The organism is uncultured Kocuria sp., assembly GCF_947500125.1.
Taxonomy (GTDB): domain Bacteria; phylum Actinomycetota; class Actinomycetes; order Actinomycetales; family Micrococcaceae; genus Kocuria.
Map to the genome: position 1 here is coordinate 26,311 of NZ_CANMRA010000021.1, position 24,780 is coordinate 51,090.

Consider the following 24,780-nt stretch of genomic DNA (forward strand, 5'->3'; position numbering starts at 1 on the left):
CGGCCAGAGGTGTTCGCGTCCCGCCCGGCACGGCCGGACGGGACGCAGGGGAAGCGCTCAGGCCTGCGCGAACGGGTAGTCCGTGTAGCCCTCGGCGCTCTGCGTGTAGAAGGTCCTCGGATCCGGCACGTTCTCCGGCAGGCCCTCGGCCCAGCGTCGCACCAGGTCCGGGTTCGCGATCGCCGGGCGTCCGACGACGACACCGTCCGCCACGCCCTCCTCGATCAGCCGAACGCTCTCCTCGCGGGTGGTCGGGACGTCGCTGAAGCCGCTGTTGGCAAGGAAGGGACCGCCGAAGCGGGAGCGCAGTCCCTGCACGAACTCCCCCTCCGGCTCCTTGTGCAGGACGGAGAGGTAGGCGAGGCCGAGGTCCTCGACGCCGTCGATGAGAGCGGCGTACGTGGCCCGGACGTCCTCGTGGTCCGTCTCCCAGGCGTCCTGGACGTTGTGCTCGGGCGAGATCCGCAGGCCGACCTTCTCCGCGCCGACGGCCTCGGCCACGGCCCGCACCACCTCGATCACGAAGCGGGCACGGTTCTCGGGGGAGCCGCCGTACTCGTCGGTCCGCTGGTTGGCTCCGGGCGCGAGGAACTCGTGCAGCAGGTAGCCGTTGGCGCCGTGGATCTCCACGCCGTCCATGCCCGCCTCGATCGCGTTGCGCGACGCGCGGACGAAGGACTCCGCCACGGCCGGCAGCTCCTCGGCGGTCAGGGCGTGCGGGACGGGGTAGTCGGCCTTGCCTTGGTAGGTGTGCGTCCTGCCCTCGATCGCGACAGCGCTCGGGGCCACCGGCTGGGAACCGCCGTTGATGTCCGGGTGCGTGACGCGCCCGGCGTGCATGACCTGCATGAACAGCCGGCCGTCGGCGGCGTGGACGCTCTCGGCCACACGGCGCCAGCCCTCGACCTGTTCCGGCGTCTCGATGCCGGGCTGGTAGGCGAAGCCCTGCCCCGCCACGTCGGGGTACGTGCCCTCGGTGACGATGAGTCCCATCGAGGCGCGCTGGGCATAGTGCTCCACGTTGAGCTCGCCGGGGACGCCGTCACGGCCGGAGCGCATCCGGGTGAGCGGCGCCATGACGAGACGGTTCGGCAGCTCGAGGGAGCCGAGGGCGAAGGGTGTGGACAAGGTGGAGGGGGAGGACGAGGTGGAGGGCTGCACAAGGAGACCTTTCATCAGGGAACTGGTTCTTCCGTGTCAACGGAAGATCCCTCGGAGTTATTTGCGGCCCTGCTGTCTCGTTCCTCACAGTTGGCACAATCCATACCCCCCGGGGTATCATTGGCGCCACGTACCCCGACCGTGTCGGAGCGAACAGAAGGACACCCCATGAGGAACAGCGCCACCGTGCCCGGACCGGGCGGGACGCCCGCCCGACCCGGCGCCGACCCCTCGACCACCACCAAGGAGAAGTGAGCCATGGGCTTTCTCGGCCGACTCTTCGGCAGCACCTACGAGACCGTGGACGTGGCCCGCGCCCGGGAGCTGCTGGACAGCGGTGCCGTGCTCGTCGACGTCCGCACGGCCCAGGAGTACCGCGCGGGCCACGCCCCGGCTGCCCGGCACATCCCTCTGGACGCCATCGCCACCCGTCAGCGCGAGCTCTCCAAGGACCGGCAGGTCGTGACGGTCTGCCGCTCCGGCGCCCGGTCGGCGAACGCCGCCCGGCAGCTGACGGAGGCCGGCTACCAGGTGGCCAGCCTCCGCGGCGGCATGACCGCCTGGCAGCGCGCCGGTGAGCGCGTGGTGGCCAAGAACGGCCGGCCCGGCACCATCACCTGAGCCGCAGCCGGAGTCCCCGGGCTCCTCACCCGTCCGCCCGGCCGGCCCGCGCGCGGCCGTAGCCTCGCGGGGTGGCGCCCAGCACCGCGCGGAACTCCCGGGTGAGGTGGGACTGGTCCGCGAAGCCCAGCTCCGCGGCGAGCGCCCCCAGGTCCGCGTCCGGTTCCGCGCGCATCCGTTCGGCCGCCTCCTGGAGCCGACGACGGCGGAGCAGCAGCTGCGGCGGCATCCCCACGAACCGGGCCGCGAGTCGCTGCAGCGAGCGCTCGGACACGTGCAGCTGCCGGGCGAGATCGGCCGGGCTCCGCACGGGTCCGCCCGCCTCGAGGAGATCGACCATGCGGTTGGCCACGGCACCGTCCCGCGCCGCCGCCGGGGGCACCGCCGCCGCCAGCACCCGGACGTGGTCCACGAGCAGGGCGGCCGCCCGCGCGTGCCGACCGGCCGGCTCGGCCCCCGTCACGGCCCCCGCGACGGACGAGCGTGGTCCGGGTGCAGGTGGAGGTCCCGCCCCGTCGAGCAGATCCGCCGTCCGAGCGTGCCGGCTGGCCGGCTCGGCCCCCGTCATGGCCTCCGCGACGGCCGAGCGCAGCCCGGGGGCGAGGAGGGGCGCCGACCCGTCGAGCAGATCCGCCGGGCGCTCCGTGAACAGCAGGACCCCTGCCGGTCGCAGCAGCGCGCCGACCGCCCAGCCCCGGCCCGTGAGGACCCGGGTGGACGCACGGCTCGTGGGCCCGTGCAGCGCCACACCGTCCGGCTCGACCACCACGTTGCTCGCCGGATAGCCCAGCACCAGCTGCTCGACCCGCTCCCCCGCCGGCAGGTCCCACTCCGGGATCCACAGCTGCCGGACGAGGTGGGCGACGTCGTCGGGCGCAGGAAGGCGCACGACCGCGGCGTGCGGTCCCGGGGTGAGGTGGCCCCGCGTGGTGGGCGGCTCGCTCATGGCACGAGCGTAATCAGCGCACGAGCGTAACCAGCCGAGGGTGGCGGAAATCTTCAAGACCGGCCTTGGCCCGCTCCCTAGGCTCGGGGCATGAGCACAGAGCAGAACCCCCGCGGGGTCACCGGAGCCCACACCACCGACGGCACGCCCCACGGGTTCACGTCCCTGACCCCCTTCATCGCGGTGGTCGACGCGGCCGCGGCGATCGACTTCTACACCCGCACCTTCGGCGCCGTCCTCGTCGACCGCACCGACATGCCCGGGCCGGACGGGGCGCCCGTCGTCGTGCACGCGACCCTCGACCTCGGCGACGGACGGCTCCAGCTGGGCGAGGTCAATCCCGCCTTTCACCTCGTGGCACCGCCTGCGGGCGACGACGACTGCTACTCCCTGGGTCTCTACGTCCCGGATGTCGACGACGCGGTGGCGCGCGCCGTCGCCGCGGGCGCCACGGTCCGCGAGCCCGTGAGCACGTTCGTCTCCGGCGACCGCTACGGCAGCATCCGCGACCCGTTCGGCGTCCGCTGGTCGGTCATGACCCGGGTCGAGGACCTCACCGAGGAGCAGAGCACCGCCCGTGTTGCCGAGTGGGCGGAGTCCATGAGGCAGGGGTGAGGCGCCGCGCGGCTCAGGCGTCCTGGGGGCCGGCGGCCGGGGCGAGGAGCTCCAGGGCGATGTCGTCCGGGTCGCGGAACTCCAGGATGTGTCCGACGCCGATGTCCTTGATCCCCTCGTGGGCGATCCCCAGGTCGTCCAGGACGACGACGGCGTCCTGGAGGTCGGCCTGCGACGCCACGGTGAAGCACAAGTGGTCCAGCCCCACCCGGTCCTCGTCGTGCCGGTCCCCGTCCGGCGCCACCGGCCGGAGGCCCAGCAGGCCACCGCCGAACTGGTAGATGACGCCGCCGAAGAGGAAGGACAGCTGGTCCTTCGTCTCCTGGTCGGCGTCCGCTGGCGGAGCCTCGAAGGCGACCGGGAAGCCGAAGACGGCGTCGTAGAAGGCGCGGGACCGGTCGATGTCGGTGACCGTGAGCCGAACGTGGGCGTAATCGGTGGCGCTGATGGGCACAGTGTTCTCCGGTGTCATCGGGGTGGCGCTACGAGCGGGATGTCCTGCCGTGCGCACCGGGGGCAGTGCCTGCCCCCGGTGCGCACGGCAGGACACGCACTCTACGGGGCTCCACCCCTGCGGGCGAGGATCCGGACCCCGCACGCGAACTCCTCGGACGCGCGCAGGGCCCGGCCTCCGGGACGGGTCCCGGTCGCGGCTCTCCACCTCGCGACCGGGACCGTCAGCTTCTCCCTGTGTCCCGGGGATCCCCTCGCACCACTCAGCCAACCAGCTCCCGCTGAACACGAGCTGAAGCAGGACTCCTGCGTGGTGCCGCCGGTCCCGCGGCCCGTCTCCGCCGTCGTGGGCGCGCCGGCTCAGGACTCGGCGAACCAGAAATCCTCGAACTCGTACTTGAGCACCCGGTAGGCGAAGTCGTTCTCGGTCGCCCCCTCGAGGGCGTAGTCGTAGCGGGCGACAACCTCGCGCTGGGCGTCGTACTCGGCGAACGTCAGGGCCTGGCCGCTGTTGATCACGAGCGGGCCGCCGAGGTCCTGCACGTTGCTGACGATCGCGGAGTAGGGGACGGGGACGGTCTCGACCGCGCTGTAGGTCCCGGCGTTCTCATCGACGAGATACTTCCGGTACTCCGAGCGGAGGGAGGGATCCGCCGTGGCCACCGGGGAGGTCCCCGCGGGCACGGGACCCGTGTAGTCCGGGCGGCTGTTCATCCTCCAGAACGAGTTGTCGAACATCGTGAGGTAGTACTGGCCGTCCGCCAGCGTCTCGTCGTCGTGGCGCACCACCGAGTGCTGTCCGCCGGTGTCGGGGAAGTCCCCCGCCTTCTCGAGGAGCAGGCCCTCGGCGTCGGTGCCGGCCCAAACCTCCCGCTGACCGATGATGTAGTCGACCGAGGGGTTCCCGTGGACGTCGTCGACCTTCAGGATCGCGGAGTTCTCGCGCGCGCTGACGATCACGGAGTCCCCGTCCGGGGACCAGTCGACCGAGTTCAGGTGCAGCCAGTCGTCCACCTCGCCCGGACCGTAGGGCCCCGGGCCGTAGGGCTGGGTGCGGGACTTGTAGCCGGCGAGGAGCTGCGTGAAGTCGACCGTCTTCCCGTAGGTCCCGGTCTCCAGGTCCAGGGACACCAGGACGTCCTCCACGCTGCCCTTGGCGGTCTCCGTCGCCAGGATCACTAGCTTGCCGTCGTCGGTGATGTCGAAGTCGTGGTGCATCTCGAAGCCCGCCAAGACGTGCGTGGCCACGACCCGGCCGAGGCCGTCGATCCGGGCGACCTTGTCCGTCCCGACGGTGGTCACCATGGTGTCGCCGTAGAACTCCAGCCGATCCGTGCGGTAGCCGTCGAGGTCGAACTCGGCGCGCAGCACCCCCGCGTTGTCGTAGAGCAGGGTGTAGTCGATGTGGCGCCTCAGCCCCATCACCGCGAACAGCCCATCGGTGAGCTCCTCGGCGTTCCCCACCACGGTGCGGTCGAGAGTCGTGCGGTCGCCCGACGCGCTCGGCGGAGCGGTCATGGTGAACGAGAACTCCACGGGTTCGCCGTCGTCGGGCTGCCAGGTGGTGGTCACGGTGTTCTCGACCCCCGGCACCACCCCGATGAGCTGCCCCTCGAACGACGCGGCGTTCGGGTCGTGGTCCGCGGCGACGCGCGTGAAGTCCTCGGTGCCGGGAGAGCTCACGGTGTAGGTCAGGGTGCCGTCGCCCTGGGTCCCGAACTGGGCGTAGACGCCCGTGGTGTTGGTGCCGTAGGGGTTGAGCACGAGCAGGGGGTCGTCCGGGGCCGAGCCCAGGGTCTGCAGGTCGTCCAGCGCGGCGTCGACCACTTGCTGCACGTCCAGGGCGAAGCCACGGGGCTCCACGGGCACGCCGTTGCGGGCCACCGAGACGGTGTAGAGGTTCGCGTCCGCCTCCGGGTAGGTCTCGGCCGTGGCGACCAGCTCGTCGGCGGCGGGCACGAGCGGAGGCGCATCAGGCTGCTGCAGGATCCTCGGCGGCGGGGCCGCGAGAGCCGGGGCCCCCGACACGACCAGGGCGGCCGCCGTGAGAAGGGTGACGGAACGAGCGCGCGATCTCTTCGACATCTCGGACTCCTGGCGGTGGGCGCGGCGGTCAAGTCCGGCCGAGTGTAACCACCCGATCCCCCTCTGATAAGGGGCGATGCATTTGCGGAGGCTAACGTCCCACCCCGGAGGCGGGTCGGCGGCGCGGCGTGACCCCGGATGACCTCCGGCGGGCCCGGATCCGCCTCACTGTCCTCCGCCGGGCTCGCACTGGTCGGCGCAGTCGCGCAGCCGCGCCACGAGCTCCTGCGCCGCCGGGTCCTGGTCGAACTCGCTCACCACGAGGCGCCGGACACCGGAGCTCTCCTGGACCTCGATCACGTAGGACTGCTGGTCGGCCGTCCCACCGCGGGTCGTCGGGGCGGTCGACTCCAGCCGGTGCGCACGGACGGTCTCGAAGAGGTCGAGGAGCGCGTCCTGCTGCGCCCGGGGCAGGGACTCCGTCTCGAAGCTTCTCTCCACGGCCAGCCCGGGGAAGTACGCAATGCCTCCCTCGAGGCGGTAGCTGACTCTCGCCATGAACGGCACCGTCCCTCCGTAGGACGCGGATGGCCCGGGCCGGTCCCGCGCGAGGACCGGCGGGGCCGGTGGGGAATCAGTTCCCGACTATACCCGTGGCGCCCTTCCTGGTCAGGCGCCAGCACCCGTCCGCTCCCTCGAAGGTGGACATGGCACCCGTGGCGACGTCGCCCGCGAGCGTGCCGGCGTAGCGGGCCGAACCGGCGTCGAAGGACAGGAGCAGGGTGCCGTCCTGCTGGTGCCACCTGCCGGACAGCTCACCGGTGAACGACCCGTCGTCGTGGAACATGAGGCTCGTCTGCGCGTAGGGGTCCGTGCAGCCCCAGCTGTAGTGGAGCACCCATTCGTCCACGAGGGCGCTCACGGCCCGGGCCGCCTCGGGGGTGACCCCCACCTGCTGCCACGCGTCCGCCACCACGGCCTGCTCCGCCGGCCCGAACAGGGCGGCGGCGTGCTTGATCGTGAGCCCCGCGAAGTCCTTGAACTGCGCGGTCCACCGCAGGCGCCGCAGCTCGGGGTCCCGCATCGCGGCATACCAGATCTTGCCGGCCCGGTCCCAGCTGTAGCCGCCCAGCCCGATCGCCGCGAGGTGGAAGGCCCGGTTCGGGATGCCGGAGTTGATGTGCACCCCACCGTTGTCGTCCAGGGTGTGCACGAAGCGGGACATGTGGTCCGGCTGAGGGTCCTTGCCGAGCACGTCGTCGTCGAACGCGGTGCCGGGTGCCTTCATCGACCGGAGGCCGACGCCGTCGACGGCGCTCGTGAAGAGGCCGGCGCCGATGATCCAGTCGGCGTTCGCCGCCGTCTGCCGGGGCTCGGCCACGTACTGCGCGACCATGGCCCCGATGACGTCGGAGAAGTGCTCGTTGAGCGCTCCGGACTGGTACATGTACAGGAGATCGGACTCGTGCGTGGTGATGCCGTGCGCGAGCTCGTGCCCGATGACGTCCACGGAGGCGGTGAAGCGGTTGAAGTACTGGCCGTCGCCGTCCCCGAAGATCATCTGCCGGCCGTCCCACGCCGCGTTGTTGTACTTGTTCTGGTAGTGCACCGTGCCGAGCAGGGGCATGCCGGCGTCGTCGAGGGAGTTGCGCCCGAAGACGTCCTGCAGGAGGTCGAACGTGGAGCCCAGCCCGTCGTACGCCTCGTCCACGGCGGGATCGCCGCTGGCGGGGTCCCCCTCGGAGCGCACGAGCGTCCCCGGCAGCTCGGCGGTGTTGCCCGCCGAGTGCACCCTGCGCTCCCGGTGGGCGGTCGCCTGCATCGCGACGGATCGGGCGGTCAGATCCGCGATCAGACGTTCCGCCCGGACCGTGGTGTCCACGGCGAGTGCGGCGAGGGCGTTCCTGCGGGTCTGCTCGTCCCCGTGCACCGCCATCTGCTCGTGCACGTACGGCGGGATCACGCCGCAGAACGGTCCGTGCCCGGGCCTGCGCTCGGGCCTGTGTCCGTGCTCCATGCTCATCGTCTCCCCACCTGTCCGCATCAGATCCGGTTGCCCGCGGCGTCCAGCTCACCGGGCGCCGTTCCCGCGGAGTCCCGCCGCCGCCCGGCGACGTCGGCCGGTTGTCCGGCGCTGCTGTCCGCGGGTTCCGGCTCGCCGGTGGCCCCCTGCCTGGTCAGGTACCAGCAGCCGCCCGGCGTGCCGTCGAAGGAGGACATCGCCCCCGCCCCCGCACTTCCGGTGATCGTGCCGCCGTACTGCGCGGGGCCGTCGGCGAAACGGAGCAGCAGCGTGCCGTCGTGCTGCCGCCAGGCGCCGGAGAAGCCGCCGCCCGAGAAGGTGCCGTCCGGGTTGAACGCCAGGCTCACCCGGCCGTAGTCGTCGGTGCAGCCCCAGCTGAAGTGGAGCACCCACGGACCGGAGATCGTCACTGTTCCGCCCCTTTCCTCGACCGGCGCGCGAGCACCGGCGGGACCGTTGACCGGGTTCTCCGGGGACCGGGGAACCATGTGCATCGATCATCCCACCACAATCCGACGGTGTACCGGTCGGAGCGGAAATCAGCAGCCGACGCCTTGCGGATTCTCCAGGCAGTCGTCCGCGTAGTTGCGCACCGTGGAGCGCCAGACGCTGATCGGCACCGGCGCGCTCGCCACGTCGTTGAGCCCCGCCACGGGCAGCCACGGACCGCCCGCGACGGAGTACTCGCCGGAGAACCAGGTGGTGAGCGAGACGGCGTAGTCACCGGTCTCGGTGTAGACGTGGCTGGTGTCGGTCTCCACGTCCCACGCTCCCTCCGCGAGCGGGGCGCCGCTGAGCTCGGTGGGTCCGAGCGCGGTCCCGTCGCCGTAGTCCCACGCGTACCGGACCGGGACGGCGCGCACCTGCACGGGGAACCCGCCCAGCTCGGTGCTGAACTGCTGGGGCCGCGCCTCCGCCCAGACGTTGGTGTGCATGCCCCGCAGCGTGTCGGGTGCGGGCTGGACGGCACTGGCCGCGGGCGCGACGGCGAGCGTCTTGAAGTCCTGCAGGGTGAAGGTCGGCAGCTCGACGACCTCCTCGCCGCCCTCCGCCTCGGCCACCGAGACACACATGGGCTCGCCCCACGGCGTGCTGGGACCGTCCCCCTGCCGGACGACGACGTTCATGTAGACGCCCTCCCCACCGTCGGCCGTGGTGCAGTCCCGTTCGGCCAGGCAGTCCTCCAGGATGTCGCCGGTCCGGTTGGTGCAGGGGTTCTGCAGACCGAACGTCTGCTGCTTCGACTGCGCGATGGTGTCCGGGTTGAACGGCCGGTCGATCCCCTGGTCGTTCAGGTACTGGCGGAGGGCTTTCTGGAAGACGGGGTCCTCGTCCGGGTCGTAGTCGACGGGTGTGGCCGCCTCGTGCTTACCAGACACGAAATTTTTCAGGTCATTCCGTTCGTTTTCTCTGCGTACGTCGACCGATATTTTCACCTTTTCGCCATCCGCATATGAATCAAAAGTGTAGGATTCGCTTTTTTGTAGCTCATTCTTCCTGAAAAGTTTTTGGCTGGAGCTACTCTCGTCCTCTTCCGCTGCGTGGCTCGCAATGGAAGGTGGAAGAATTAGCAATATGGACAGCAGCACTACGGTACGGGAGGCATTCATTACTGTCCGCCTGGGATCGGGGCGAGGGTGATATAAATCCAACTGCCGTCTGCGAAATCCATATAAAGTATGGATTTATCGCCCGGCTCTCCCGGTGCATCCACCTCGATTTCGGCATCGCTTACCAATTGCCCTGATTCTCGCTTGTAGACGACCACGGGTTTGTATATGCCGTCCGCGGCCCTGAAAAGTTCCGCCTGACTGATTTCAACTGACTCTCGGCCACCAATTGCCCAGCTTCCCTCCTCATAGACGGCACCCAACTCGTCTAGTTCGTCCATGCATGCTTCACATGCATCGCTTGTGATTTCCCGCGCATACGAGGTGTCGCCGGTCTGGTAGGCGTACCACATGGCGTCGGACCAGTAGTCGAGGAAAGCCTGCGCCCCCTCCCGGGACTCCTCCCGCGCCAGCTCCGGCATCACGGGCTTCGGCACGTTCTGTGCAGGGCCCGCGAGCGAGGCCGGCACGTAGTCGGCGGGAGTGCCCTCAGGGCTGGGCGCCGCCGAGGTCGCCGAGTCCGCCGAGACCGACGGGGTGGCGCTGGAAGGTGACGCCGCGGCGCCGTCGTCGTCGCTGCCGCACCCCGTGAGGAGCAGTGCCGCCAGCACGAGCCCCCCGACCGCCGTGCCGACTGGGTTGGACCGGACCATGAAGTTCCCCGCTTCGCTCTGCCACGGCCGGACGGGCCGGCTGGATGGGTCAGATGGTAAGTGCCCTCCGCTGTGCGGGAGCAACCCCTGTGGACACCGGAAAATACGCGTTTTCATGGGGCCAGGTCAGCAGCACCCTCGTCACGAATTCGTTAATGTCACACTGACTTGAACAGTGTTATAGTCACTGCAACCTGAAGGTACTGGTCGTGAAGGAGGTGACGATGACCCCGCAGACCGTGGCGCTGGCCGTGTCGACCGTCATCTTCGCCGCCCGGGACACCGGCCCCGACGGCCGCAAGGAGCTCTGGCTGCCCCTCGTCCGGCGCATCCGCGACCCCTTCCGGGGGATGTGGGCCCTGCCCGGGGGGCCGCTCCAGCCGCACGAGGACCTCGAGGCCTCCGCCGCCCGCTCGCTGCAGCTCACCACCGGCCTGCAGCCCGGCTACCTCGAGCAGCTCTACGCCTTCGGCGGCCTGACCCGCTCGGCGAACGCCGAGGAGCGCGTCGTGTCGATCGTCTACTGGGCCTCGATCCGCGCCGACCAGGCCTCCGACCTCCACGCCGACCTCAACGTCACGTGGATGCGCACCACCGAGCTGCCGCCCCTGGCGTTCGACCACACCGACATCGTGGACTACGCCCTCTACCGGCTGCGCAACAAGATCACCTACAGCCGCGTGGCGCACTCCTTCCTCGGCGAGACCTTCACCCTCGCCGCACTGCGGGAGGTGCACGAGGCGATCCTCGGCACCCCCCTGGATCCGGCCAACTTCCGGCGCCAGGTGCTCGCCTCCGGCGCCGTCCTCGACACCGGCACCCGCCTGGAGGGCACCCGACACCGCCCGCCCCGGCTCTACCGCTACGACACCGACCTCGACCTCGCCGACCGCACCCCGGCCGGCCGCACCACCCAGGAGCAGACATGACCTCCGTCGCCACCCGCATCGACCTGCTGGCCGAGAAGCCGGCCGAGCTTCCGGGCACCGCCCCGGCCACCAGCACCTGCAGCACCGACCTCGCCGCGAACCCGTGGGACTTCGCGCCCACCGTCGCCGCCGGCTACGGCCCCGGCGCCTCCGAGGCCGACGTGGTGCCCACCGGCGCCCCCGCCCAGCCCGTCATCCCCGAGGAGTACCAGCACGCCTCCGCCGAGGAGCTCGACCGGCGGATCACCGCCGCCAAGGAGACCCTGGGCGAGCGCGCGGTGGTGCTCGGCCACTTCTACCAGCGGGACGAGATCGTGAAGCACGCCGACTTCCTCGGCGACTCCTTCCAGCTCGCCCGCGCCGCCAGGAGCAAGCCGGAGGCCGAGGCCATCGTGTTCTGCGGCGTGCACTTCATGGCCGAGACCGCCGACATCCTCTCCGGCGACCACCAGTCCGTGATCCTGCCCAACCTCGCCGCCGGCTGCTCCATGGCGGACATGGCCGACGAGGACTCCGTCGAGGAGGCCTGGGAGCAGCTCATGGACGTCCTCGGGGAGACGACGGCGGACGGCCGCCAGACGGTCGTCCCGGTGACCTACATGAACTCCTCCGCGGCGCTCAAGGCGTTCTGCGGCCGGCACGGGGGCATCGTGTGCACCTCCTCCAACGCCGCGACCGTCCTGGAGTGGGCGTTCGAGCGCGGCCAGCGGGTGCTGTTCTTCCCGGACCAGCACCTGGGCCGCAACACCGCCAAGGCCATGGGGATCCCCCTCGAGCAGATGCCGATGTGGAACCCGCGCCAGGACCTCGGCGGGAACACCGCGCAGGACCTGCAGGACGCCCAGGTGATCCTCTGGCACGGCTTCTGCTCCGTGCACCGCCGCTTCACCGTGGCCCAGATCGACAAGGCTCGCGCCGAGCACCCCGGGGTGCGGGTGATCGTGCACCCCGAGTGCCCCATGCCCGTGGTCGACGCCGCCGACGAGAACGGCTCCACCGACTACATCCGCAAGGCCATCGAGGCCGCCGAGCCCGGCAGCACCTTCGCGATCGGCACCGAGATCAACATGGTCAACCGGCTCGCCGACCAGCACCCCGAGCACACGATTTTCTGCCTCGACCCGGTGATCTGCCCGTGCTCCACGATGTACCGGATCCACCCCGGCTACCTCGCGTGGGTGCTCGAGGAGCTCGTGGCCGGGCGCGTGATCAACCAGATCACCGTGGACCCCACGACCGCCCGGGACGCCGAGGTGGCGCTCGAGCGGATGCTGGCGGCGCTGCCGCGGTGAGCACGCACCCGGCACCGCGCGTGCTCGTGGTGGGCTCCGGCATCGCCGGTCTCACCGCGGCCCTGGGCGCCGTCCGCCACGGGCTCGACGTGACGCTGCTGAGCAAGGGCGCCCTCGACGAGACCAGCACGGCCCGCGCGCAGGGCGGGATCGCGGCCATGACGGCCGCGCTCCCCGCCGGCCAGCCCCGCGACTCCGAGGAGCTCCACGTCCAGGACACCGTCGCCGCCGGGGCGGGGACGTGCGACGACGACGCCGTGCGCGTCCTCGTGCGCGACTCGGCGGCCGCGATCGACGAGCTCGTGGCGTGCGGTGTCGGCTTCGACCGCGAGGCCGGAACGGACTCCCCCTGGCTCGAGGGCCTCGAGGGCGCCCACTCCGTGCCCCGGATCCTGCACGCCGGCGGCGACGCGACCGGCCACGAGATCCAGCGCGCCCTCCTGGCCGCCGCGCTGGCGGCCGAGACGTCCGGGCGCCTGCAGATCCTGCGGCACACCATGCTGGTCGACCTCGTACTCGGCCCCGGCGGCCGTGCGGCCGGGGCCCTCGTCCTGACGGGCCCCGGGGACCGGCTGCACGAGCTGACCGCCGACGCCGTGGTGCTCGCCACGGGCGGGGCCGGGCAGCTCTATCCGCACACCACCAACCCGGCCGTGGCCACCGGCGACGGCGTCGCCGCGGCCCTGCGGGCCGGCGCCGCCGTGGCGGACCTCGAGTTCGTGCAGTTCCACCCGACGGCGCTGGCCGCCCCGGGCTGCTTCCTGGTCTCGGAGGCCGTCCGCGGCGAGGGCGCCGTGCTGCGGGACGCCACGGGCCGGCGCTACCTCGAGGACGTGCACCCGCGCGCGGAGCTCGCGCCCCGCGACGTCGTGGCCCGCGAGAACGTCCGCCGGTCCCTGGCCCAGGGCGGCCGGCCGGTCCTGCTCGACTGCACCGGGTTGGCTCCGTCCGGCCCCGGCCTGCATGGGGCCGGCACGACCGCAGAGTTCCTCGCCCGGCGCTTCCCCACGATCGACGCCGCCCTGCGGGCGCACGGCGTCGACTGGTCCCGCGAACCGGTCCCGGTCACCCCGGCGGCCCACTACCTCATGGGCGGGGTCGCCACCGACGGACTCGGCCGCACCACCGTCCCGGGGCTCTACGCCGTGGGCGAGTGCGCGGCCACGGGCGTGCACGGCGCCAACCGGCTCGCCTCCAACTCGCTGCTCGAGGGTGCCGTCTTCGGGGCCCGCGTGGCCGGCGCACTGCAGGCGGACGCGCTGCGCACGGACGCACTGGGGACCGGCCCAGCGGACGACGACGCCCCGGCGCGCCTCGTCCTGCCCGGCCGCGCCGAGATCCTGCCGGCGGCCGGTCGTTCCGGGATCGCGGCCGCCCGGTCGCGGAGCGCTGCGCCGGTCGACAGGGACACCGTGCCGGTCGACAAGGACACCGTGCTGTTCGACAAGGACACCGAGCCGGTCGACGGAGAGGCTCTGCCGGTCAACGGAAAGGCTCTGCCGGTCGACGGGGACACCGAGCGGCGCGACGGGAGTGCCGTGCCGGCCGACGGGAACACCGAGCCGTTCGACCGCGAGCAGTTCCAGGACGCCATGTGGGCCGGCGCCGGCGTCCTGCGCGACCGTTCGCGGCTCGAGGCGCTGGCCCGGCGGCTGGCCGGCTTCCGCCCACCCACCGGTCTCTCCCGCCGCGCGGTCGAGGACCGGAACCTGCTGACCGTGGGCCGCGCCGTGGCCGCGGCGGCCCTGCACCGCACCGAGTCCCGGGGTGCCCACTACCGGGAGGACTTCCCGGCGTCCGATCCCGCCCGCGCGCGGCGCACGTTCTGGCGCCTGGACCCACCCCCGGTCGCGCTCGACAAACCCTCATTGACCAGGGGATATACCCGTCTTGACATATTCGACATCCCGGAGAGGACCCCCGCATGCTGACCCGAGCCGCCATTACCGAGGTCGTGGAGCGGGGGCTCGCCGAGGACGCCCCCTGGGGCGACATCACCTCCGAGCACCTCATCCCCGCGGGCGCCGCCGCCCGCGCCGAGCTCGTGGCGCGCGAGGCCGGCGTCTTCTCCGGCGGGCAGGTCTTCGCCGCGACGTTCGCCGCCGCGGACCCCGCCGTGGCCGTCGAGCTGGTCTCCGCCGACGGCGACCGCTTTGCGGCCGGGGACACCCTGGCCGTGGTGATCGGTCCCGCCCGGGCCGTGCTGACCGGCGAGCGCGTGGCCCTGAACCTCACCCAGCGGATGTGCGGGATCGCCACGCTGACCGCCCGCTACGTCGCCGCCGTCGAGGAGACAGTCGCCCGCGTGGAGCGGGCCGCGAACCTGCCGCCCGGCACGATCACCCGGACCCGGGTGGCCGACACGCGCAAGACCACCCCGGGGCTGCGGGCGCTCGAGAAGCACGCCGTGCTCAGCGGGGGCGGGCACAACCACCGGCACTCCCTCTCGGACGCCGTGATGGCCAAGGACAACCACCTGGCCCTGCTCACGGCCGACGGCACCGACCTGGCCGGCGCCCTGCGGCAGCTGCGCCGTCGTCTCCCCCACACGATGCACCTCGAGGTGGAGGTGGACCGCCTCGACCAGATCGAGGCGGTCTTGGCCGGCGGCGCGGACACGATCCTGCTGGACAACTTCTCGGTGGACGACCTCGTGACCGGAGTGGCGATCATCGACGGCCGGGCGACCGTCGAGGCCTCCGGCGGCGTGAGCCTGGAGAGCGTCGGGGACATCGCGGCCACCGGGGTGGACGTCATCTCGGTGGGCGCGCTCACCCACTCCGCCCGGAACCTGGACCTCGGCCTCGACATCGGCCTCGGCAGCGGGCTCGGCAGTGGGCTCGGCAGCGGCCACGGCACCGGGACGGGATGACGATGCTGTACCTCGACTCGGCCGCGACCACCCCCGTCCGGCGGGAGGTCCTGGAGGCCATGTGGCCCTACCTCACCCAGGAGTTCGGCAACGCCTCGAGCCACCACGAGGCGGGCCGGCGGGCACTGGCCGGTCTCGACCAGGCCCGCGGGACGGTCGCGCAGGTGCTGAACTGCCGGCCCGCCGAGGTCGTGTTCACGTCCGGCGGGACCGAGGCGGACAACCTGGCCGTCAAGGGCATCGCCCTGGGGCGCCGGGACCGGGACCCCGCGCGCACGCACGTGGTGACGAGCGCGGTCGAGCACCACGCCGTGCTCGGCTCGGCGCGGGACCTGGCCCGCTGGGACGGCTTCGAGCTCACGGAGCTGGGCGTGTCCTCCGAGGGACTCGTGGACCCCTCCTCCCTGGCGAGGGCTGTTCGTGCGGACACGGCAGTGGTATCCGTGATGCATGCGAACAACGAGACGGGTGCGGTCCAGGCGATCGCCGAACTGGCTGCGGTGGCTCGGGCGCGGGACGTCCCGTTCCATACGGATGCGGTCCAGGCGGCCGGGGCGCTGGAACTGGACGTACAAGCGCTCCACGTGGCGGCGCTGAGCCTCGCCGGGCACAAGATCGGGGGACCCAAGGGCGTGGGCGTGCTCTTCCTGCGCCGAGGGACCCCCCTGCGCCCGCTGCTGAGCGGCGGCGGGCACGAGCGCGGCCGGCGCTCCGGGACCTCGGACGTGGCCGGCGCCGTGGGCTTCGCCACGGCCCTGCGGCTCGCCGCCGAGGAGCGCCCGGACCGGTCGGTGCGGCTCGCCGGACTGCGGGACCGGCTGATCACCGGGGTCCTGTCCGCGGTCCCCTCGGCGGTGCTGACCGGCCCCGACCCGCGGGAGCGGCCGGCGGCGCGGCTGCCCGGCAACGCCTCCTTCTGCTTCCCGGGCGTCAACGGCGAGACGGTCCTGGTGGACCTGGAGGCGCGCGGGCTGCTCGTCTCCTCGGGCTCGGCCTGCTCGGCCGGGGACACCGAGCCCTCCCACGTGCTGACCGCCATGGGGCTCCCGGCCGAGGTCGCCACCACCGCGGTCCGGTTCACGCTGTCCGCCGCGGTGACCCCGGAGCAGGTGGACGGGATCGTGGCGGCGGTCAGGGACGTCCTCGAACGCCTGAGCGCCCCGCGCGGCTGAGCGGGCTCAGCCGGCCGGCACCGGGTGCTGCACCCCGCCGTGCACGACCGCCAGGACCGGTTCGCCCTTCTCCTCCACGGTCCGTGTGCTCTCCGGCACCAGGCTCCACGAGGGATCGGGGCAGGAGTGGGGCGCGGGCCCCTCGGGGACCGCGCTCGAGGCGCCCAGGCCGTCGAAGCCCTGTAGCCGGAAGCCGACGACGGTCCCCCACCACAGGGTGCTCGGCGCGCTCGCGATCCCCCGGGTCTCGGTGACCACCAGATCCGTGCGCTGTGACAGCACCTCGGTGCCCTCCGGGTTGACGCATTCCCACGAGAACGTGGTCACCGACGCGGTCTCGGCCACGAACTCGAGCGAGGCCGCGTTCGCCTGCAGCGTCGCGTCGTCCCAGCCGAGCGCGGTCATGGCGTCGGCGCCGGTCACGAAGCCGGTGCCGTCCTCGTGCAGCTGCGTGGCCGCCCAGGAGGGCGCCGTCAGCCCGATCGACACCCCCGCCGCCGCGAGAGCCGCCAGGACCACGATCAACTTCTGCATGTGCTTCCCCATTCCCCTGTCCCCCGGCACCGGAGAGGAGCTCCTGGGCCGTTTTTCCGAACGCTAATGCAGGCGCGGGGGGCGGATCCAGCGGCGTGACCTTTCTGTGACCCCCGTCCGACCTGCGACGACACATGCCGCACCGTGGAGCGCCGGCGCTCAGGCCGCGGTGTCCCGCTCGGTGGGCACCCGGTGCGCCACGCCCTCGTGGACGAGCTCGAGAGCGGGCCCCTCGTGCGCCTGCGCCCGCTCGGTGGACCGCGGCACCCGGGACCAGGCCCCGGCCTCGTTCGCGTTCTCGTTCTTGTTCGCGTTCTCGGTGGCGTTCGAGCCGCCGTCGGCGGGGCAGGCGTCGAGCTCCGGGCCCTCGACCACGGCGACGGACACGGCGTCCTCGGCGAAGCCCTGCAGCTCGAAGCCCGTGACGGCACCCGTCACGGAGCTGCGCTGCACGGCGGCGAGCAGGTCCGCCCGGGCCGTCGTCGTCGTCCGCCGTTCCTGGACGGTCACGGCGCCGGTGGACTCCTGCACGCACTCCCACGAGGCCGTGGCCACGGTGACCGTCTCCGCGACGAGGTCCAGCTCCGCGGCGGAGGTCTGCAGCCGGTCGTTGGTCCAGCCCACGGCCCGCAGGACGTCCTCCCGGCCCACGGAGCCCGTACCGTCGGCGCGCAGCGTCACGGCCGCCGTAGCCGGCACGCTCAGCCCGATGGAAGCGGCCGTGGCGGCGGCCACCACGCAGGCCAGCAGTCTCTTCTTCACTCCGTCCCCCCAGTCCCTCCTGTCCCCCGACAGGAGTCCGGCCGTCAGGCCGTGGTGGGGAGGCTAATGAAGATCAGTGGATGCGTCCAGCGCGACGGCACGGCGGCCGCCCGAGGTGCGCCCGGGAGAGCGGCTCAGCCGGCGGCCTGCTCGCGCAGGACGTTCTTGCGGATCTTGCCGGACGCGGTCCGCGGCATCTCCTCCACGAGGCTCAGCGTCTTGGGCACCTTGTAGCGGGCGAGCCGCCCGGCCAGGTGCTCCTGGATCGTTCCGGCGGTGAGCTCCCGGCCCTCCCGGGGGACGACGACGGCGTGCGGCACCTCGCCCCACTTCTCGTCGGGCACGCCGATGACCGCCACAGCGGCCACCTCCGGCAGCTCGAGGATGGCCGCCTCGACCTCCGCCGGATAGATGTTCTCCCCGCCGGAGATGATCATGTCCTTGATCCGGTCCGAGACGAACAGGTAGCCGTCCTCGTCGAGGTAGCCCAGGTCCCCGGAGTGGAACCACTCCCCCTCGAAGGACCCGGCCGCGTCGGGGCGGTTCCAGTACTGCCGGATGACGTTGGGCCCCGAGAGCAGGATCTCCCCCGCCTCGCCGGGCCCCGCGGGCTCCCCCGCCGCGTCCACGATCCGCACGTCGGAGAAGAAGTGCGGCAGCCCGGAGGAGCCCGCCTTCTCGCGGGACTTCGCCGCGGGCAGGTTGGTGGCGCCCGGGGAGGTCTCCGTCATGCCGTAGCTGGCGGTGAAGGCCAACCCCCGGCTCTCGTAGGCCTCCAGGACCCGCATGGGCACCGCCGAGCCGCCGCAGGTGAGCTTGCGCAGCGAGGACAGGTCCGTGGCGTCCCAGTCCGGGTGCTCGCACAGCAGCTGGTAGGTGGTCGGCACCCCCGACAGCCAGGTGACGCGGTGGGCCTCGATGAGCTCCAGCACCCGGCCGGGCACGAACTTGGACTCGAGCACCAGCGTGGCGCCCTTGAGCAGGGTCGGCAGCACCCCCATCCCGAGCGAGGCAACGTGGAACATCGGGGAGATCATCAGCGCGACGTCGTCGGCCGCCACGTCGTAGTCCACCAGGACGTTGACGCAGTTCCAGGTGAAGTTGCCGTGGGTCAGGCAGGCGCCCTTGGGCCGGCCGGTGGTCCCGGAGGTGTAGAGGATCACGGCGAGGTCGTCCAGCTCCACCGGGACGTCCTCCGTCCAGGGCTCGGCCGCCGCGATCACCGTCTCGAGGGCTGGGACCCCGTCCGCGTCCTCCTCGGCCACGACCCACCGGACCACGTCCGTCAGCTCCCGGGCGGCCGGTGCGGCCAGGCCCGTCAGGGCGTCGTCGTGGATCAGCGCCGAGACGTCCGCGTCCTCGAGCTGGTAGCGGATCTCCGGGACGGCCAGACGCGTGTTGAGGGGGACGAGCACCGCGCCGAGCGCTCCCGCCGCGAACATCGTCTCGAGGAAGGCCGGGCTGTTCTCCCCGAGGAAGGCCACCCGGTCCCCGGGCCCCACGCCCTGGCCGGAGAGGGCCGTCGCCAGGCGCCGGGACCGGTCGTGCAGCTCCCGGTAGGTCAGCGTGCGCTCGCCGTGGACCACCGCCACCTTGGGGCCCGACTTCTCGAGCCTCCGGACGAGCCAGGATCCCAGTCCCTGATTGCGCATGCGATCGTCTCCTCAAACAGTCGTCAAAGCCAATAGTTGAAAACTTCCACTATTTGCCCTCCAGCGTAGAGAGAGCTGGATCACATTGTCCAGACCTCCGGGCGGCCGGATCCTGCGACACCTCCCGATTTAGGTCATCTTCTCAATGGTTGACACTTTCAATAGATTGCTGTTCCAATGGGTCCACCGCGAGCCGGTCCGCACGACCGCCGGGAGGCCCCCGGGGACCGGGGCCGACCTGCTCGCCGCACCGGTGCCCGACCCCGGTGCCGCGCCCACTCTTTCCGCCCCAGAGCAAGGAACCGCCATGTCAGCAGCACCCGACACCCTGGCGTCCCTGGACGCCCGCGCCAGGAACAAAGAGGCGCGCAAGGTCATCTTCTCGAGCTACCTCGGCTCCACCATCGAGTTCTACGACTTCCTGCTGTACGCCTCGGCCTCCGCCCTGGTCTTCCCCTACGTGTTCTTCACCGACCTCGATCCGCTGGCCGGCACGATCGCCGCGTACGGCACCTTCGCCGCCGGCTACCTGGCCCGCCCGCTGGGCGGGGCGGTCTTCGGCCACTTCGGCGACCGCCTGGGCCGCAAGAAGATGCTCATCATCTCGATGCTGATCATGGGCATCGCCTCGACGCTCATCGGCCTCATCCCCAGCGCCGCCGTCATCGGCTCCTGGGGAGCGGTCATCCTGATCCTCCTGCGGGTGTGCCAGGGCATCGCCGTGGGCGGCGAGTGGGGCGGGGCCGCACTGATGGCCCTGGAGCACTCCGCCAAGGGCCGGCGCGGATTCGCCGCGTCCTTCACCAACGCCGGCGCCCCGACCGGTGCCGCACTGGGCACCTTCGTCCTGGGCCTGTTCGCCGCCATGCCGGAGGAGCAGTTCCTCTCGTGGGGCTGGCGCGTCCCGTTCCTGCTCTCCGTCCTACTGCTGGCCGTGGGCGTCTTCGTGCGCTCCCAGGTGTCCGAGAGCCCCATCTTCCAGGCCGCCCTGGCCAAGGAGGCCGCGGAGGGCCCGGCCGTCAAGCGCAAGGTGCCCATCGTCGAGGTGCTGCGCCGTCCCCGCGCCCTGATCTACACGATGCTGGCGGGGGCCTCCGGATTCGCCCTGCAGGTCTTCCTGGCCACCTTCGCGGTGGCCTACGCGGTCGAGCGCGGCGCCGACCGGCAGCCGGTCCTCTACGCCTTCGCCCTCGCCTCGGTGCTCAGCGTGTTCTTCGTGGTCGGCATGGGACGCCTGTCCGACCAGCTGGGCCGGCGCCCGGTCATGGTCGTGGGGCTGGTGCTGTTCATCGCCCTCATCTTCCCGATGTTCTCGTGGCTGGCCACCGGCAACGTGCTGCTGATCTTCGCGACCTTCACCATCGGGCTGGCCTGCCACGCCGCGATCTACGGACCGCTGGCGGCCTTCATCTCCGAGCAGTTCGGCACGTCGTCGCGCTACACCGGCGCCTCGCTGGGCTACCAGTTCGCCACCCTGATCGGGGCCGGCTTCACCCCGACGATCCTCGCCTCGATCTACGCGTCCTCCGGGCAGGCCATCGCCCCCGTGGTCTGGTACCTGGCCGGGATGGCCGTGGTCAGCGCGGTGTTCATCCTGCTCACCCGCGAGTCCAAGGACTTCGACCTGGAGACCCACGAGCACTGACCCGCGCCACCGCACGCACCGCGGCCCCCGCCCGATCGATCAGGCGGGGGCCGCGGTCTGCGGGGTCTGCGCGGTCAGAAGGCCACCTTCTTCAGCAGCCGGGACAGCTCGTCGCGCTCCGCCGGGGAGAGCGGGGAGAGCGACTCCGCGGTGGAGTTCTCCACCAGGGTCCTGGCCTGGGCGTACAGCTTCCGCCCGGCCGCGGTGGGCGCGATGATCTTCGAGCGGCGGTCCCTCGGATCGGTCCGGCGCTCCACCGCCCCGCGCCGCTCCAGGTCGTCGAGGATGGCCACGATCTGGCTGGGGTCCAGCACCAGGAACTGGCTGAGCTCGCGCTGCGTCAGCCGCTCCTCGCCGCAGGCCAGCGCCAGGACCGAGTAGTGGCGCACCTTCAGCTCGAGCTGCGCGAGCTTCTTGTTGGCCGCTGAGGAGCCCGTCGAGGCAGCACGGGCCATCAGGAAGACCGGCTCCGTCGTCAGCTCGGCCTCGAGGAGGCGCTCGAGACCGGCGGACGGGTCGGTGGGCGTGGTCATAGCGTCTCTCCTGGGGCCGGGGACCCCAGTCTACGGAATCCGTGCACCCAGCATAGATGGAGTTTCTTAACCATTGACATTTTCAACGAATAGCGGTGGAATGGGACCGAACCCGGAAGCAGTGACGGGCGTCACCCCGTCCGCCGATCCACGAGCGAAGATCCACCGCCACGATCCAGAGCGAAGGAGCCACTCCATGGCACAGGACAGCACCACCTCCCCGAGCACCGCCCCTCTCGCCGGCAAGGTCGCCGTCGTCACCGGCTCCGGCCAGGGCCTGGGCCTGGCCTACGCCCAGGAGCTCGCCCGCCAGGGCGCCGCCGTCGTGATCAACGACGTCGACCAGGCCACCGCCGAGAAGGCCGTCGCCTCCATCACCGAGACGGGCGGACAGGCCGTCGCCGTCGTCGCACCCGTGGGTTCCACCGAGACCGCCACCGCGCTCGTGAACGGCGCCGTGGAGGCCTTCGGGCGCCTCGACATCCTCGTCACCAACGCCGGCGTGCTGCGCGACAAGTCCCTGCTGAAGATGACCGACGAGGACTTCGACCTCGTCATCCAGGTCCACCTGCGCGGCACCTTCACCTGCGCCCGCGAGGCCTACCGGTACTTCAAGGAGAACGGGGTCCCCGGGCGGATCATCACCATCGGCTCCCCCACCGGCCAGTACGGCAACTTCGGCCAGACCAACTACGCCGCCGCCAAGGCCGGGATCGTGGGCATGGTCCGCACCTGGGCCCTGGAGATGAAGAAGGCCGGCGTCACCGCCAACGCCGTCATCCCCGTGGCCGCCACCGCCATGACCGAGACCATCCCCTTCTTCCGCGCCGCCGTCGAGGCGGACCGCCGCGGCGAGCCCATGCCGGACTTCTTCCGCAAGGACCTCGGCTTCGGCAACGCCGCCGACGTCGCCGGTCTGATCGCCTGGCTCGCCTCCGACGACGCCGCCGGGGTCACCGGCCAGGCCATCGGCGCCGGCGGCGACCGCCTCCAGGTCTTCAGCCACCCCCGTCCCGTGGTCACCGAGTACCGCGACGGCGGCTGGACCTTCGAGGCCCTGCGCGAGCAGTTCCCCGCGCTGATCGAGGACAATTCCCAGCCGGTCGGCGAGACGATGCCGCCGCTGCCGGAGGAGCTGAAGCCCGAGTCCGCGACCCAGCAGTCCTAGGAGTCGTCACCATGCGCTACGAATACGGTCTCGACCTCGCGTCCCTGGACGCGATCGACATGCACGTGCACATCGAGTGCTCCGACCACGGGCACCCGTCCCTGCCCTCGGCCCTCACCGAGGCCTCGACCAAGTACTTCAAGTCCGAGGACCGGTCCCCGTCCCTGGACACCATCGCCGAGCGCTACCGGCAGTGGAACATGGCGGCGGTGGTCTTCACCGTCGACGCGACCACGGCGCTGGGCCACGAGCCGAACTCCATCGAGGAGATCGCCGAGGGCGCGGCCCGCAACAACGACGTGCTGATCCCCTTCGGCTCCGTGGACCCGCTCCAGGGCTCCGCCGCGGTCGAGCGGGCCAAGAAGCTCGTCGAGGAGCACGGCGTCAAGGGCTTCAAGTTCCACCCGTCCCTGCAGGGCTTCGACCCCTCCGACGAGCGGTTCTACCCGCTCTACGAGGCGATCCAGGCCCTGGGCGTGCCGGCCCTGTTCCACACCGGCCAGAACGGCATGGGCGCGGGGCTCCCCGGCGGCTTCGGCATCAAGCTGGGCTACTCCAACCCGCTGCTGCTGGACGCGGTGGCCGCGGACTTCCCCGAGCTCCAGGTCATCATGGCCCACCCCTCGGTGCCGTGGCAGGAGGAGGCCAACTCCATCGCCACGCACAAGGCCAACGTGTGGATCGACCTCTCGGGCTGGTCGCCCAAGTACTTCCCCGAGTCGCTGGTGAAGGCCTCCAACCGGATGCTCCAGGACAAGGTCCTCTTCGGCACCGACTACCCGCTGATCACCCCGCAGAAGTGGCTCGGCGCCTTCGAGCAGCAGTCCTTCAGCGACGAGGTCCGCCCCAAGATCCTCAAGGACAACGCCGTGCGCCTGCTCGGCCTGGACGAGGCGCGGGCATGAGCGCGCAGCTCGAGCAGACCCGCCTCTACCCCGGCTGCGACCCGTACGGGATCGAGGAGAAGCTGACCGAGGCCGAGAAGGCGCCCCTGCGCCGGCTGCGCCGGGTGCTCGAGGACGAGGTGCGGCCGCTGCTGGCCGAGTACTGGGAGGCCGGGGAGTTCCCCTACCAGGTCGCCCCCTCCCTGCACGGCCTCGACCTCATGACCCCGCCCGAGCTCACCGCCGGCGGCGAGCAGCCCCGGTCCCTGTACCACGGGTTCCGGATCTTCGAGCTGGCCCGCACCGACGCCTCGATCGCCACGTTCTACACCGCCCAGGCCGGACTGTTCCGCACGGCCTGCCGCGTGGGCGGCACCCCGGAACAGTTCGCGCAGTGGGACCCGAGGATCACCTCCTTCGAAATGACCGGGGTGTTCTGCCTGACCGAGCCCGAGCACGGCTCCGACATCGCCGGCGGGCTGGCCACCACGGCCCGGCGCGAGGGCGACGAGTGGGTGCTGCACGGCGCCAAGCGCTGGATCGGCGGCGCCTTCACCGCGGACCTCCTCGCCGTGTTCGCCCGCGACGAGGCCGACGGACAGGTCAAGGGCTTCCTCGTGGACCGCCAGGCCCCCGGCGTGCGGCTGGAGAAGATCACCGGCAAGACGTCCCTGCGGATGATGCAGAACGCCGACATCCACCTCGACGGCGCGCGGGTGCCTGAGTCCATGCGCCTCGGGAACGTGAACTCGTTCCAGGACGTCGCCGCGATGCTGCGTGCCATGCGCTCCGACGTCGCCTGGATCGCCACCGGCATCCAGGCCGGCGCCTACGAGGCCGCGCTGCGCTACGTGCGGGAGCGCGAGCAGTTCGGCCGCCCGATCGGCAGCTTCCAGCTCGTCCAGGAGAAGCTGGCCCGGATGCTCGGCAACGTCACCGCGTCCCTGACCATGGTCGCCGGACTCGCCGAGCGGCAGCAGGAGGGCGTCTACCGGGACGAGGACTCCGCCCTGGCGAAGATGTGGATCAGCCTGCACATGCGCGAGACCGTGGCGCTGGCCCGCGAGCTCGTCGGCGGCAACGGCATCACCCTGGCCCACGACGTCGCCCGCTTCCACGCCGACGCCGAGGCCGTCTACTCCTACGAGGGCACCCACGAGATCAACGCGCTCGTGGTCGGCCGGTCGCTCACCGGCCGGAGCGCGTTCGCCTGAGCCGCCCGGCACCACA

24 protein-coding genes are annotated in these 24,780 nt (G+C 71.6%); 11 read left to right on the forward strand and 13 right to left on the reverse strand.

Annotated features, from left to right (window positions below; genetic code table 11):
* Positions 1 to 57: 57 nt before the first annotated feature.
* Complete coding sequence (locus Q0817_RS13680; protein ID WP_298589133.1) at positions 58 to 1,176, reverse strand: alkene reductase; 1,119 nt, start codon at positions 1,174 to 1,176, stop codon at positions 58 to 60.
* Positions 1,177 to 1,419: 243 nt separating this feature from the next.
* Between Q0817_RS13680 and Q0817_RS13685 the strand changes: the two genes are divergently transcribed.
* Positions 1,420 to 1,782 (forward strand): rhodanese-like domain-containing protein, encoded by a 363-nt coding sequence (locus Q0817_RS13685; protein WP_298589135.1) that lies wholly within the window; start codon positions 1,420 to 1,422, stop codon positions 1,780 to 1,782.
* Positions 1,783 to 1,807: 25 nt separating this feature from the next.
* On the opposite strand, the gene Q0817_RS13690 is transcribed toward Q0817_RS13685, so the two are convergent.
* Entirely contained in the window at positions 1,808 to 2,728 is a 921-nt protein-coding gene (locus tag Q0817_RS13690) for a helix-turn-helix domain-containing protein (RefSeq protein ID WP_298589137.1), read from the reverse strand.
* Positions 2,729 to 2,818: 90 nt separating this feature from the next.
* Between Q0817_RS13690 and Q0817_RS13695 the strand changes: the two genes are divergently transcribed.
* A complete protein-coding gene (locus Q0817_RS13695) occupies positions 2,819 to 3,343 on the forward strand; it encodes a glyoxalase/bleomycin resistance/extradiol dioxygenase family protein (protein ID WP_298589139.1) in 525 nt (174 codons plus the stop codon).
* Between the two features lie 13 nt (positions 3,344 to 3,356).
* Here the strand turns inward: Q0817_RS13695 and Q0817_RS13700 are convergent, their stop codons facing one another.
* From Q0817_RS13700 to Q0817_RS13730, 7 genes are all read right to left on the reverse strand, one after another.
* Positions 3,357 to 3,815 carry a VOC family protein gene (locus Q0817_RS13700; protein WP_298589141.1) on the reverse strand — a complete coding sequence of 153 codons (459 nt, stop codon included), beginning with the start codon at positions 3,813 to 3,815 and terminating at the stop codon, positions 3,357 to 3,359.
* Positions 3,816 to 4,156: 341 nt separating this feature from the next.
* Positions 4,157 to 5,881, reverse strand: a complete 1,725-nt coding sequence (locus tag Q0817_RS13705) for an aryl-sulfate sulfotransferase (RefSeq protein ID WP_298589166.1) — start codon at positions 5,879 to 5,881, stop codon at positions 4,157 to 4,159.
* Positions 5,882 to 6,046: 165 nt separating this feature from the next.
* Positions 6,047 to 6,379 (reverse strand): protealysin inhibitor emfourin, encoded by a 333-nt coding sequence (locus tag Q0817_RS13710; protein ID WP_298589169.1) that lies wholly within the window; start codon positions 6,377 to 6,379, stop codon positions 6,047 to 6,049.
* A gap of 76 nt (positions 6,380 to 6,455) precedes the next feature.
* Complete coding sequence (locus Q0817_RS13715) at positions 6,456 to 7,844, reverse strand: M4 family metallopeptidase (RefSeq protein WP_298589172.1); 1,389 nt, start codon at positions 7,842 to 7,844, stop codon at positions 6,456 to 6,458.
* Positions 7,845 to 7,864: 20 nt separating this feature from the next.
* Positions 7,865 to 8,254: a hypothetical protein gene (locus Q0817_RS13720; RefSeq protein WP_298589174.1), complete on the reverse strand. Its 390-nt coding sequence runs from the start codon at positions 8,252 to 8,254 to the stop codon at positions 7,865 to 7,867.
* 129 nt (positions 8,255 to 8,383) lie between these two features.
* Positions 8,384 to 9,223 carry a PKD domain-containing protein gene (locus Q0817_RS13725; RefSeq protein ID WP_298589177.1) on the reverse strand — a complete coding sequence of 280 codons (840 nt, stop codon included), beginning with the start codon at positions 9,221 to 9,223 and terminating at the stop codon, positions 8,384 to 8,386.
* Positions 9,224 to 9,453: 230 nt separating this feature from the next.
* Positions 9,454 to 10,107 (reverse strand): DUF6318 family protein, encoded by a 654-nt coding sequence (locus Q0817_RS13730; protein WP_298589180.1) that lies wholly within the window; start codon positions 10,105 to 10,107, stop codon positions 9,454 to 9,456.
* Between the two features lie 224 nt (positions 10,108 to 10,331).
* On the opposite strand from Q0817_RS13730, the gene Q0817_RS13735 reads away from it, so the two are divergent.
* Genes Q0817_RS13735 through Q0817_RS13755 form a run of 5 tightly spaced genes read left to right on the forward strand, consistent with a single transcriptional unit; the run spans position 10,332 to position 16,372 of the window.
* Positions 10,332 to 11,036 carry an NrtR DNA-binding winged helix domain-containing protein gene (locus Q0817_RS13735; RefSeq protein WP_298589183.1) on the forward strand — a complete coding sequence of 235 codons (705 nt, stop codon included), beginning with the start codon at positions 10,332 to 10,334 and terminating at the stop codon, positions 11,034 to 11,036.
* Complete coding sequence (gene nadA, locus Q0817_RS13740; protein ID WP_298589186.1) at positions 11,033 to 12,328, forward strand: quinolinate synthase NadA; 1,296 nt, start codon at positions 11,033 to 11,035, stop codon at positions 12,326 to 12,328. Before Q0817_RS13735 ends, nadA begins: the two co-directional genes overlap by 4 nt.
* Positions 12,325 to 14,259 carry an L-aspartate oxidase gene (locus Q0817_RS13745; RefSeq protein ID WP_298589189.1) on the forward strand — a complete coding sequence of 645 codons (1,935 nt, stop codon included), beginning with the start codon at positions 12,325 to 12,327 and terminating at the stop codon, positions 14,257 to 14,259. Before nadA ends, Q0817_RS13745 begins: the two co-directional genes overlap by 4 nt.
* Positions 14,253 to 15,200 carry a carboxylating nicotinate-nucleotide diphosphorylase gene (gene nadC, locus Q0817_RS13750; protein WP_298589192.1) on the forward strand — a complete coding sequence of 316 codons (948 nt, stop codon included), beginning with the start codon at positions 14,253 to 14,255 and terminating at the stop codon, positions 15,198 to 15,200. The genes Q0817_RS13745 and nadC overlap by 7 nt, the downstream gene beginning before the upstream one ends.
* 2 nt (positions 15,201 to 15,202) lie before the next feature.
* Positions 15,203 to 16,372, forward strand: coding sequence for a cysteine desulfurase family protein (locus Q0817_RS13755; RefSeq protein ID WP_298589275.1), 1,170 nt, complete (start codon positions 15,203 to 15,205; stop codon positions 16,370 to 16,372).
* Between the two features lie 6 nt (positions 16,373 to 16,378).
* Here Q0817_RS13755 and Q0817_RS13760 read toward each other — a convergent pair whose 3' ends face one another.
* The 3 genes from Q0817_RS13760 to menE form a co-directional block, all read right to left on the reverse strand.
* Complete coding sequence (locus tag Q0817_RS13760) at positions 16,379 to 16,906, reverse strand: hypothetical protein (protein ID WP_298589194.1); 528 nt, start codon at positions 16,904 to 16,906, stop codon at positions 16,379 to 16,381.
* Between the two features lie 159 nt (positions 16,907 to 17,065).
* A complete protein-coding gene (locus Q0817_RS13765) occupies positions 17,066 to 17,668 on the reverse strand; it encodes a hypothetical protein (RefSeq protein ID WP_298589197.1) in 603 nt (200 codons plus the stop codon).
* A gap of 134 nt (positions 17,669 to 17,802) precedes the next feature.
* Positions 17,803 to 19,320, reverse strand: coding sequence for an o-succinylbenzoate--CoA ligase (gene menE / locus Q0817_RS13770; RefSeq protein ID WP_298589200.1), 1,518 nt, complete (start codon positions 19,318 to 19,320; stop codon positions 17,803 to 17,805).
* A 307-nt stretch (positions 19,321 to 19,627) separates the two neighbouring features.
* Here menE and Q0817_RS13775 point away from each other — a divergent pair, with 307 nt between their 5' ends.
* Positions 19,628 to 20,965, forward strand: coding sequence for an MFS transporter (locus tag Q0817_RS13775; protein WP_298589203.1), 1,338 nt, complete (start codon positions 19,628 to 19,630; stop codon positions 20,963 to 20,965).
* Between the two features lie 74 nt (positions 20,966 to 21,039).
* Here the strand turns inward: Q0817_RS13775 and Q0817_RS13780 are convergent, their stop codons facing one another.
* On the reverse strand, positions 21,040 to 21,498 hold the full coding sequence (locus tag Q0817_RS13780; protein ID WP_298589206.1) for a MarR family winged helix-turn-helix transcriptional regulator: 459 nt from the start codon (positions 21,496 to 21,498) through the stop codon (positions 21,040 to 21,042).
* Between the two features lie 196 nt (positions 21,499 to 21,694).
* On the opposite strand from Q0817_RS13780, the gene Q0817_RS13785 reads away from it, so the two are divergent.
* Genes Q0817_RS13785 through Q0817_RS13795 form a run of 3 tightly spaced genes read left to right on the forward strand, consistent with a single transcriptional unit; the run spans position 21,695 to position 24,764 of the window.
* A complete protein-coding gene (locus tag Q0817_RS13785) occupies positions 21,695 to 22,666 on the forward strand; it encodes an SDR family NAD(P)-dependent oxidoreductase (protein WP_298589209.1) in 972 nt (323 codons plus the stop codon).
* Between the two features lie 11 nt (positions 22,667 to 22,677).
* Positions 22,678 to 23,571, forward strand: coding sequence for an amidohydrolase family protein (locus Q0817_RS13790; RefSeq protein ID WP_298589212.1), 894 nt, complete (start codon positions 22,678 to 22,680; stop codon positions 23,569 to 23,571).
* The gene (locus Q0817_RS13795) at positions 23,568 to 24,764 is read left to right on the forward strand and encodes an acyl-CoA dehydrogenase family protein (RefSeq protein ID WP_298589215.1); all 1,197 of its coding nucleotides are present in this window, start codon (positions 23,568 to 23,570) and stop codon (positions 24,762 to 24,764) included. The genes Q0817_RS13790 and Q0817_RS13795 overlap by 4 nt, the downstream gene beginning before the upstream one ends.
* The last annotated feature ends 16 nt before the right edge of the window (positions 24,765 to 24,780 follow it).

What these genes read in the sequence shown, in the direction of transcription:
- Q0817_RS13680 (WP_298589133.1), bottom strand. Translation starts at nt 1,176, where the DNA reads ATGAAAGGTCTCCTTGTGCAGCCCTCCACCTCGTCCTCCCCCTCCACC.
- Q0817_RS13685 (WP_298589135.1), top strand. Translation starts at nt 1,420, where the DNA reads ATGGGCTTTCTCGGCCGACTCTTCGGCAGCACCTACGAGACCGTGGAC.
- Q0817_RS13690 (WP_298589137.1), bottom strand. Translation starts at nt 2,728, where the DNA reads ATGAGCGAGCCGCCCACCACGCGGGGCCACCTCACCCCGGGACCGCAC.
- Q0817_RS13695 (WP_298589139.1), top strand. Translation starts at nt 2,819, where the DNA reads ATGAGCACAGAGCAGAACCCCCGCGGGGTCACCGGAGCCCACACCACC.
- Q0817_RS13700 (WP_298589141.1), bottom strand. Translation starts at nt 3,815, where the DNA reads ATGACACCGGAGAACACTGTGCCCATCAGCGCCACCGATTACGCCCAC.
- Q0817_RS13705 (WP_298589166.1), bottom strand. Translation starts at nt 5,881, where the DNA reads ATGTCGAAGAGATCGCGCGCTCGTTCCGTCACCCTTCTCACGGCGGCC.
- Q0817_RS13710 (WP_298589169.1), bottom strand. Translation starts at nt 6,379, where the DNA reads ATGGCGAGAGTCAGCTACCGCCTCGAGGGAGGCATTGCGTACTTCCCC.
- Q0817_RS13715 (WP_298589172.1), bottom strand. Translation starts at nt 7,844, where the DNA reads ATGAGCATGGAGCACGGACACAGGCCCGAGCGCAGGCCCGGGCACGGA.
- Q0817_RS13730 (WP_298589180.1), bottom strand. Translation starts at nt 10,107, where the DNA reads ATGGTCCGGTCCAACCCAGTCGGCACGGCGGTCGGGGGGCTCGTGCTG.
- Q0817_RS13735 (WP_298589183.1), top strand. Translation starts at nt 10,332, where the DNA reads ATGACCCCGCAGACCGTGGCGCTGGCCGTGTCGACCGTCATCTTCGCC.
- nadA (WP_298589186.1), top strand. Translation starts at nt 11,033, where the DNA reads ATGACCTCCGTCGCCACCCGCATCGACCTGCTGGCCGAGAAGCCGGCC.
- nadC (WP_298589192.1), top strand. Translation starts at nt 14,253, where the DNA reads ATGCTGACCCGAGCCGCCATTACCGAGGTCGTGGAGCGGGGGCTCGCC.
- Q0817_RS13755 (WP_298589275.1), top strand. Translation starts at nt 15,203, where the DNA reads ATGCTGTACCTCGACTCGGCCGCGACCACCCCCGTCCGGCGGGAGGTC.
- Q0817_RS13760 (WP_298589194.1), bottom strand. Translation starts at nt 16,906, where the DNA reads ATGCAGAAGTTGATCGTGGTCCTGGCGGCTCTCGCGGCGGCGGGGGTG.
- menE (WP_298589200.1), bottom strand. Translation starts at nt 19,320, where the DNA reads ATGCGCAATCAGGGACTGGGATCCTGGCTCGTCCGGAGGCTCGAGAAG.
- Q0817_RS13775 (WP_298589203.1), top strand. Translation starts at nt 19,628, where the DNA reads ATGTCAGCAGCACCCGACACCCTGGCGTCCCTGGACGCCCGCGCCAGG.
- Q0817_RS13780 (WP_298589206.1), bottom strand. Translation starts at nt 21,498, where the DNA reads ATGACCACGCCCACCGACCCGTCCGCCGGTCTCGAGCGCCTCCTCGAG.
- Q0817_RS13785 (WP_298589209.1), top strand. Translation starts at nt 21,695, where the DNA reads ATGGCACAGGACAGCACCACCTCCCCGAGCACCGCCCCTCTCGCCGGC.
- Q0817_RS13790 (WP_298589212.1), top strand. Translation starts at nt 22,678, where the DNA reads ATGCGCTACGAATACGGTCTCGACCTCGCGTCCCTGGACGCGATCGAC.
- Q0817_RS13795 (WP_298589215.1), top strand. Translation starts at nt 23,568, where the DNA reads ATGAGCGCGCAGCTCGAGCAGACCCGCCTCTACCCCGGCTGCGACCCG.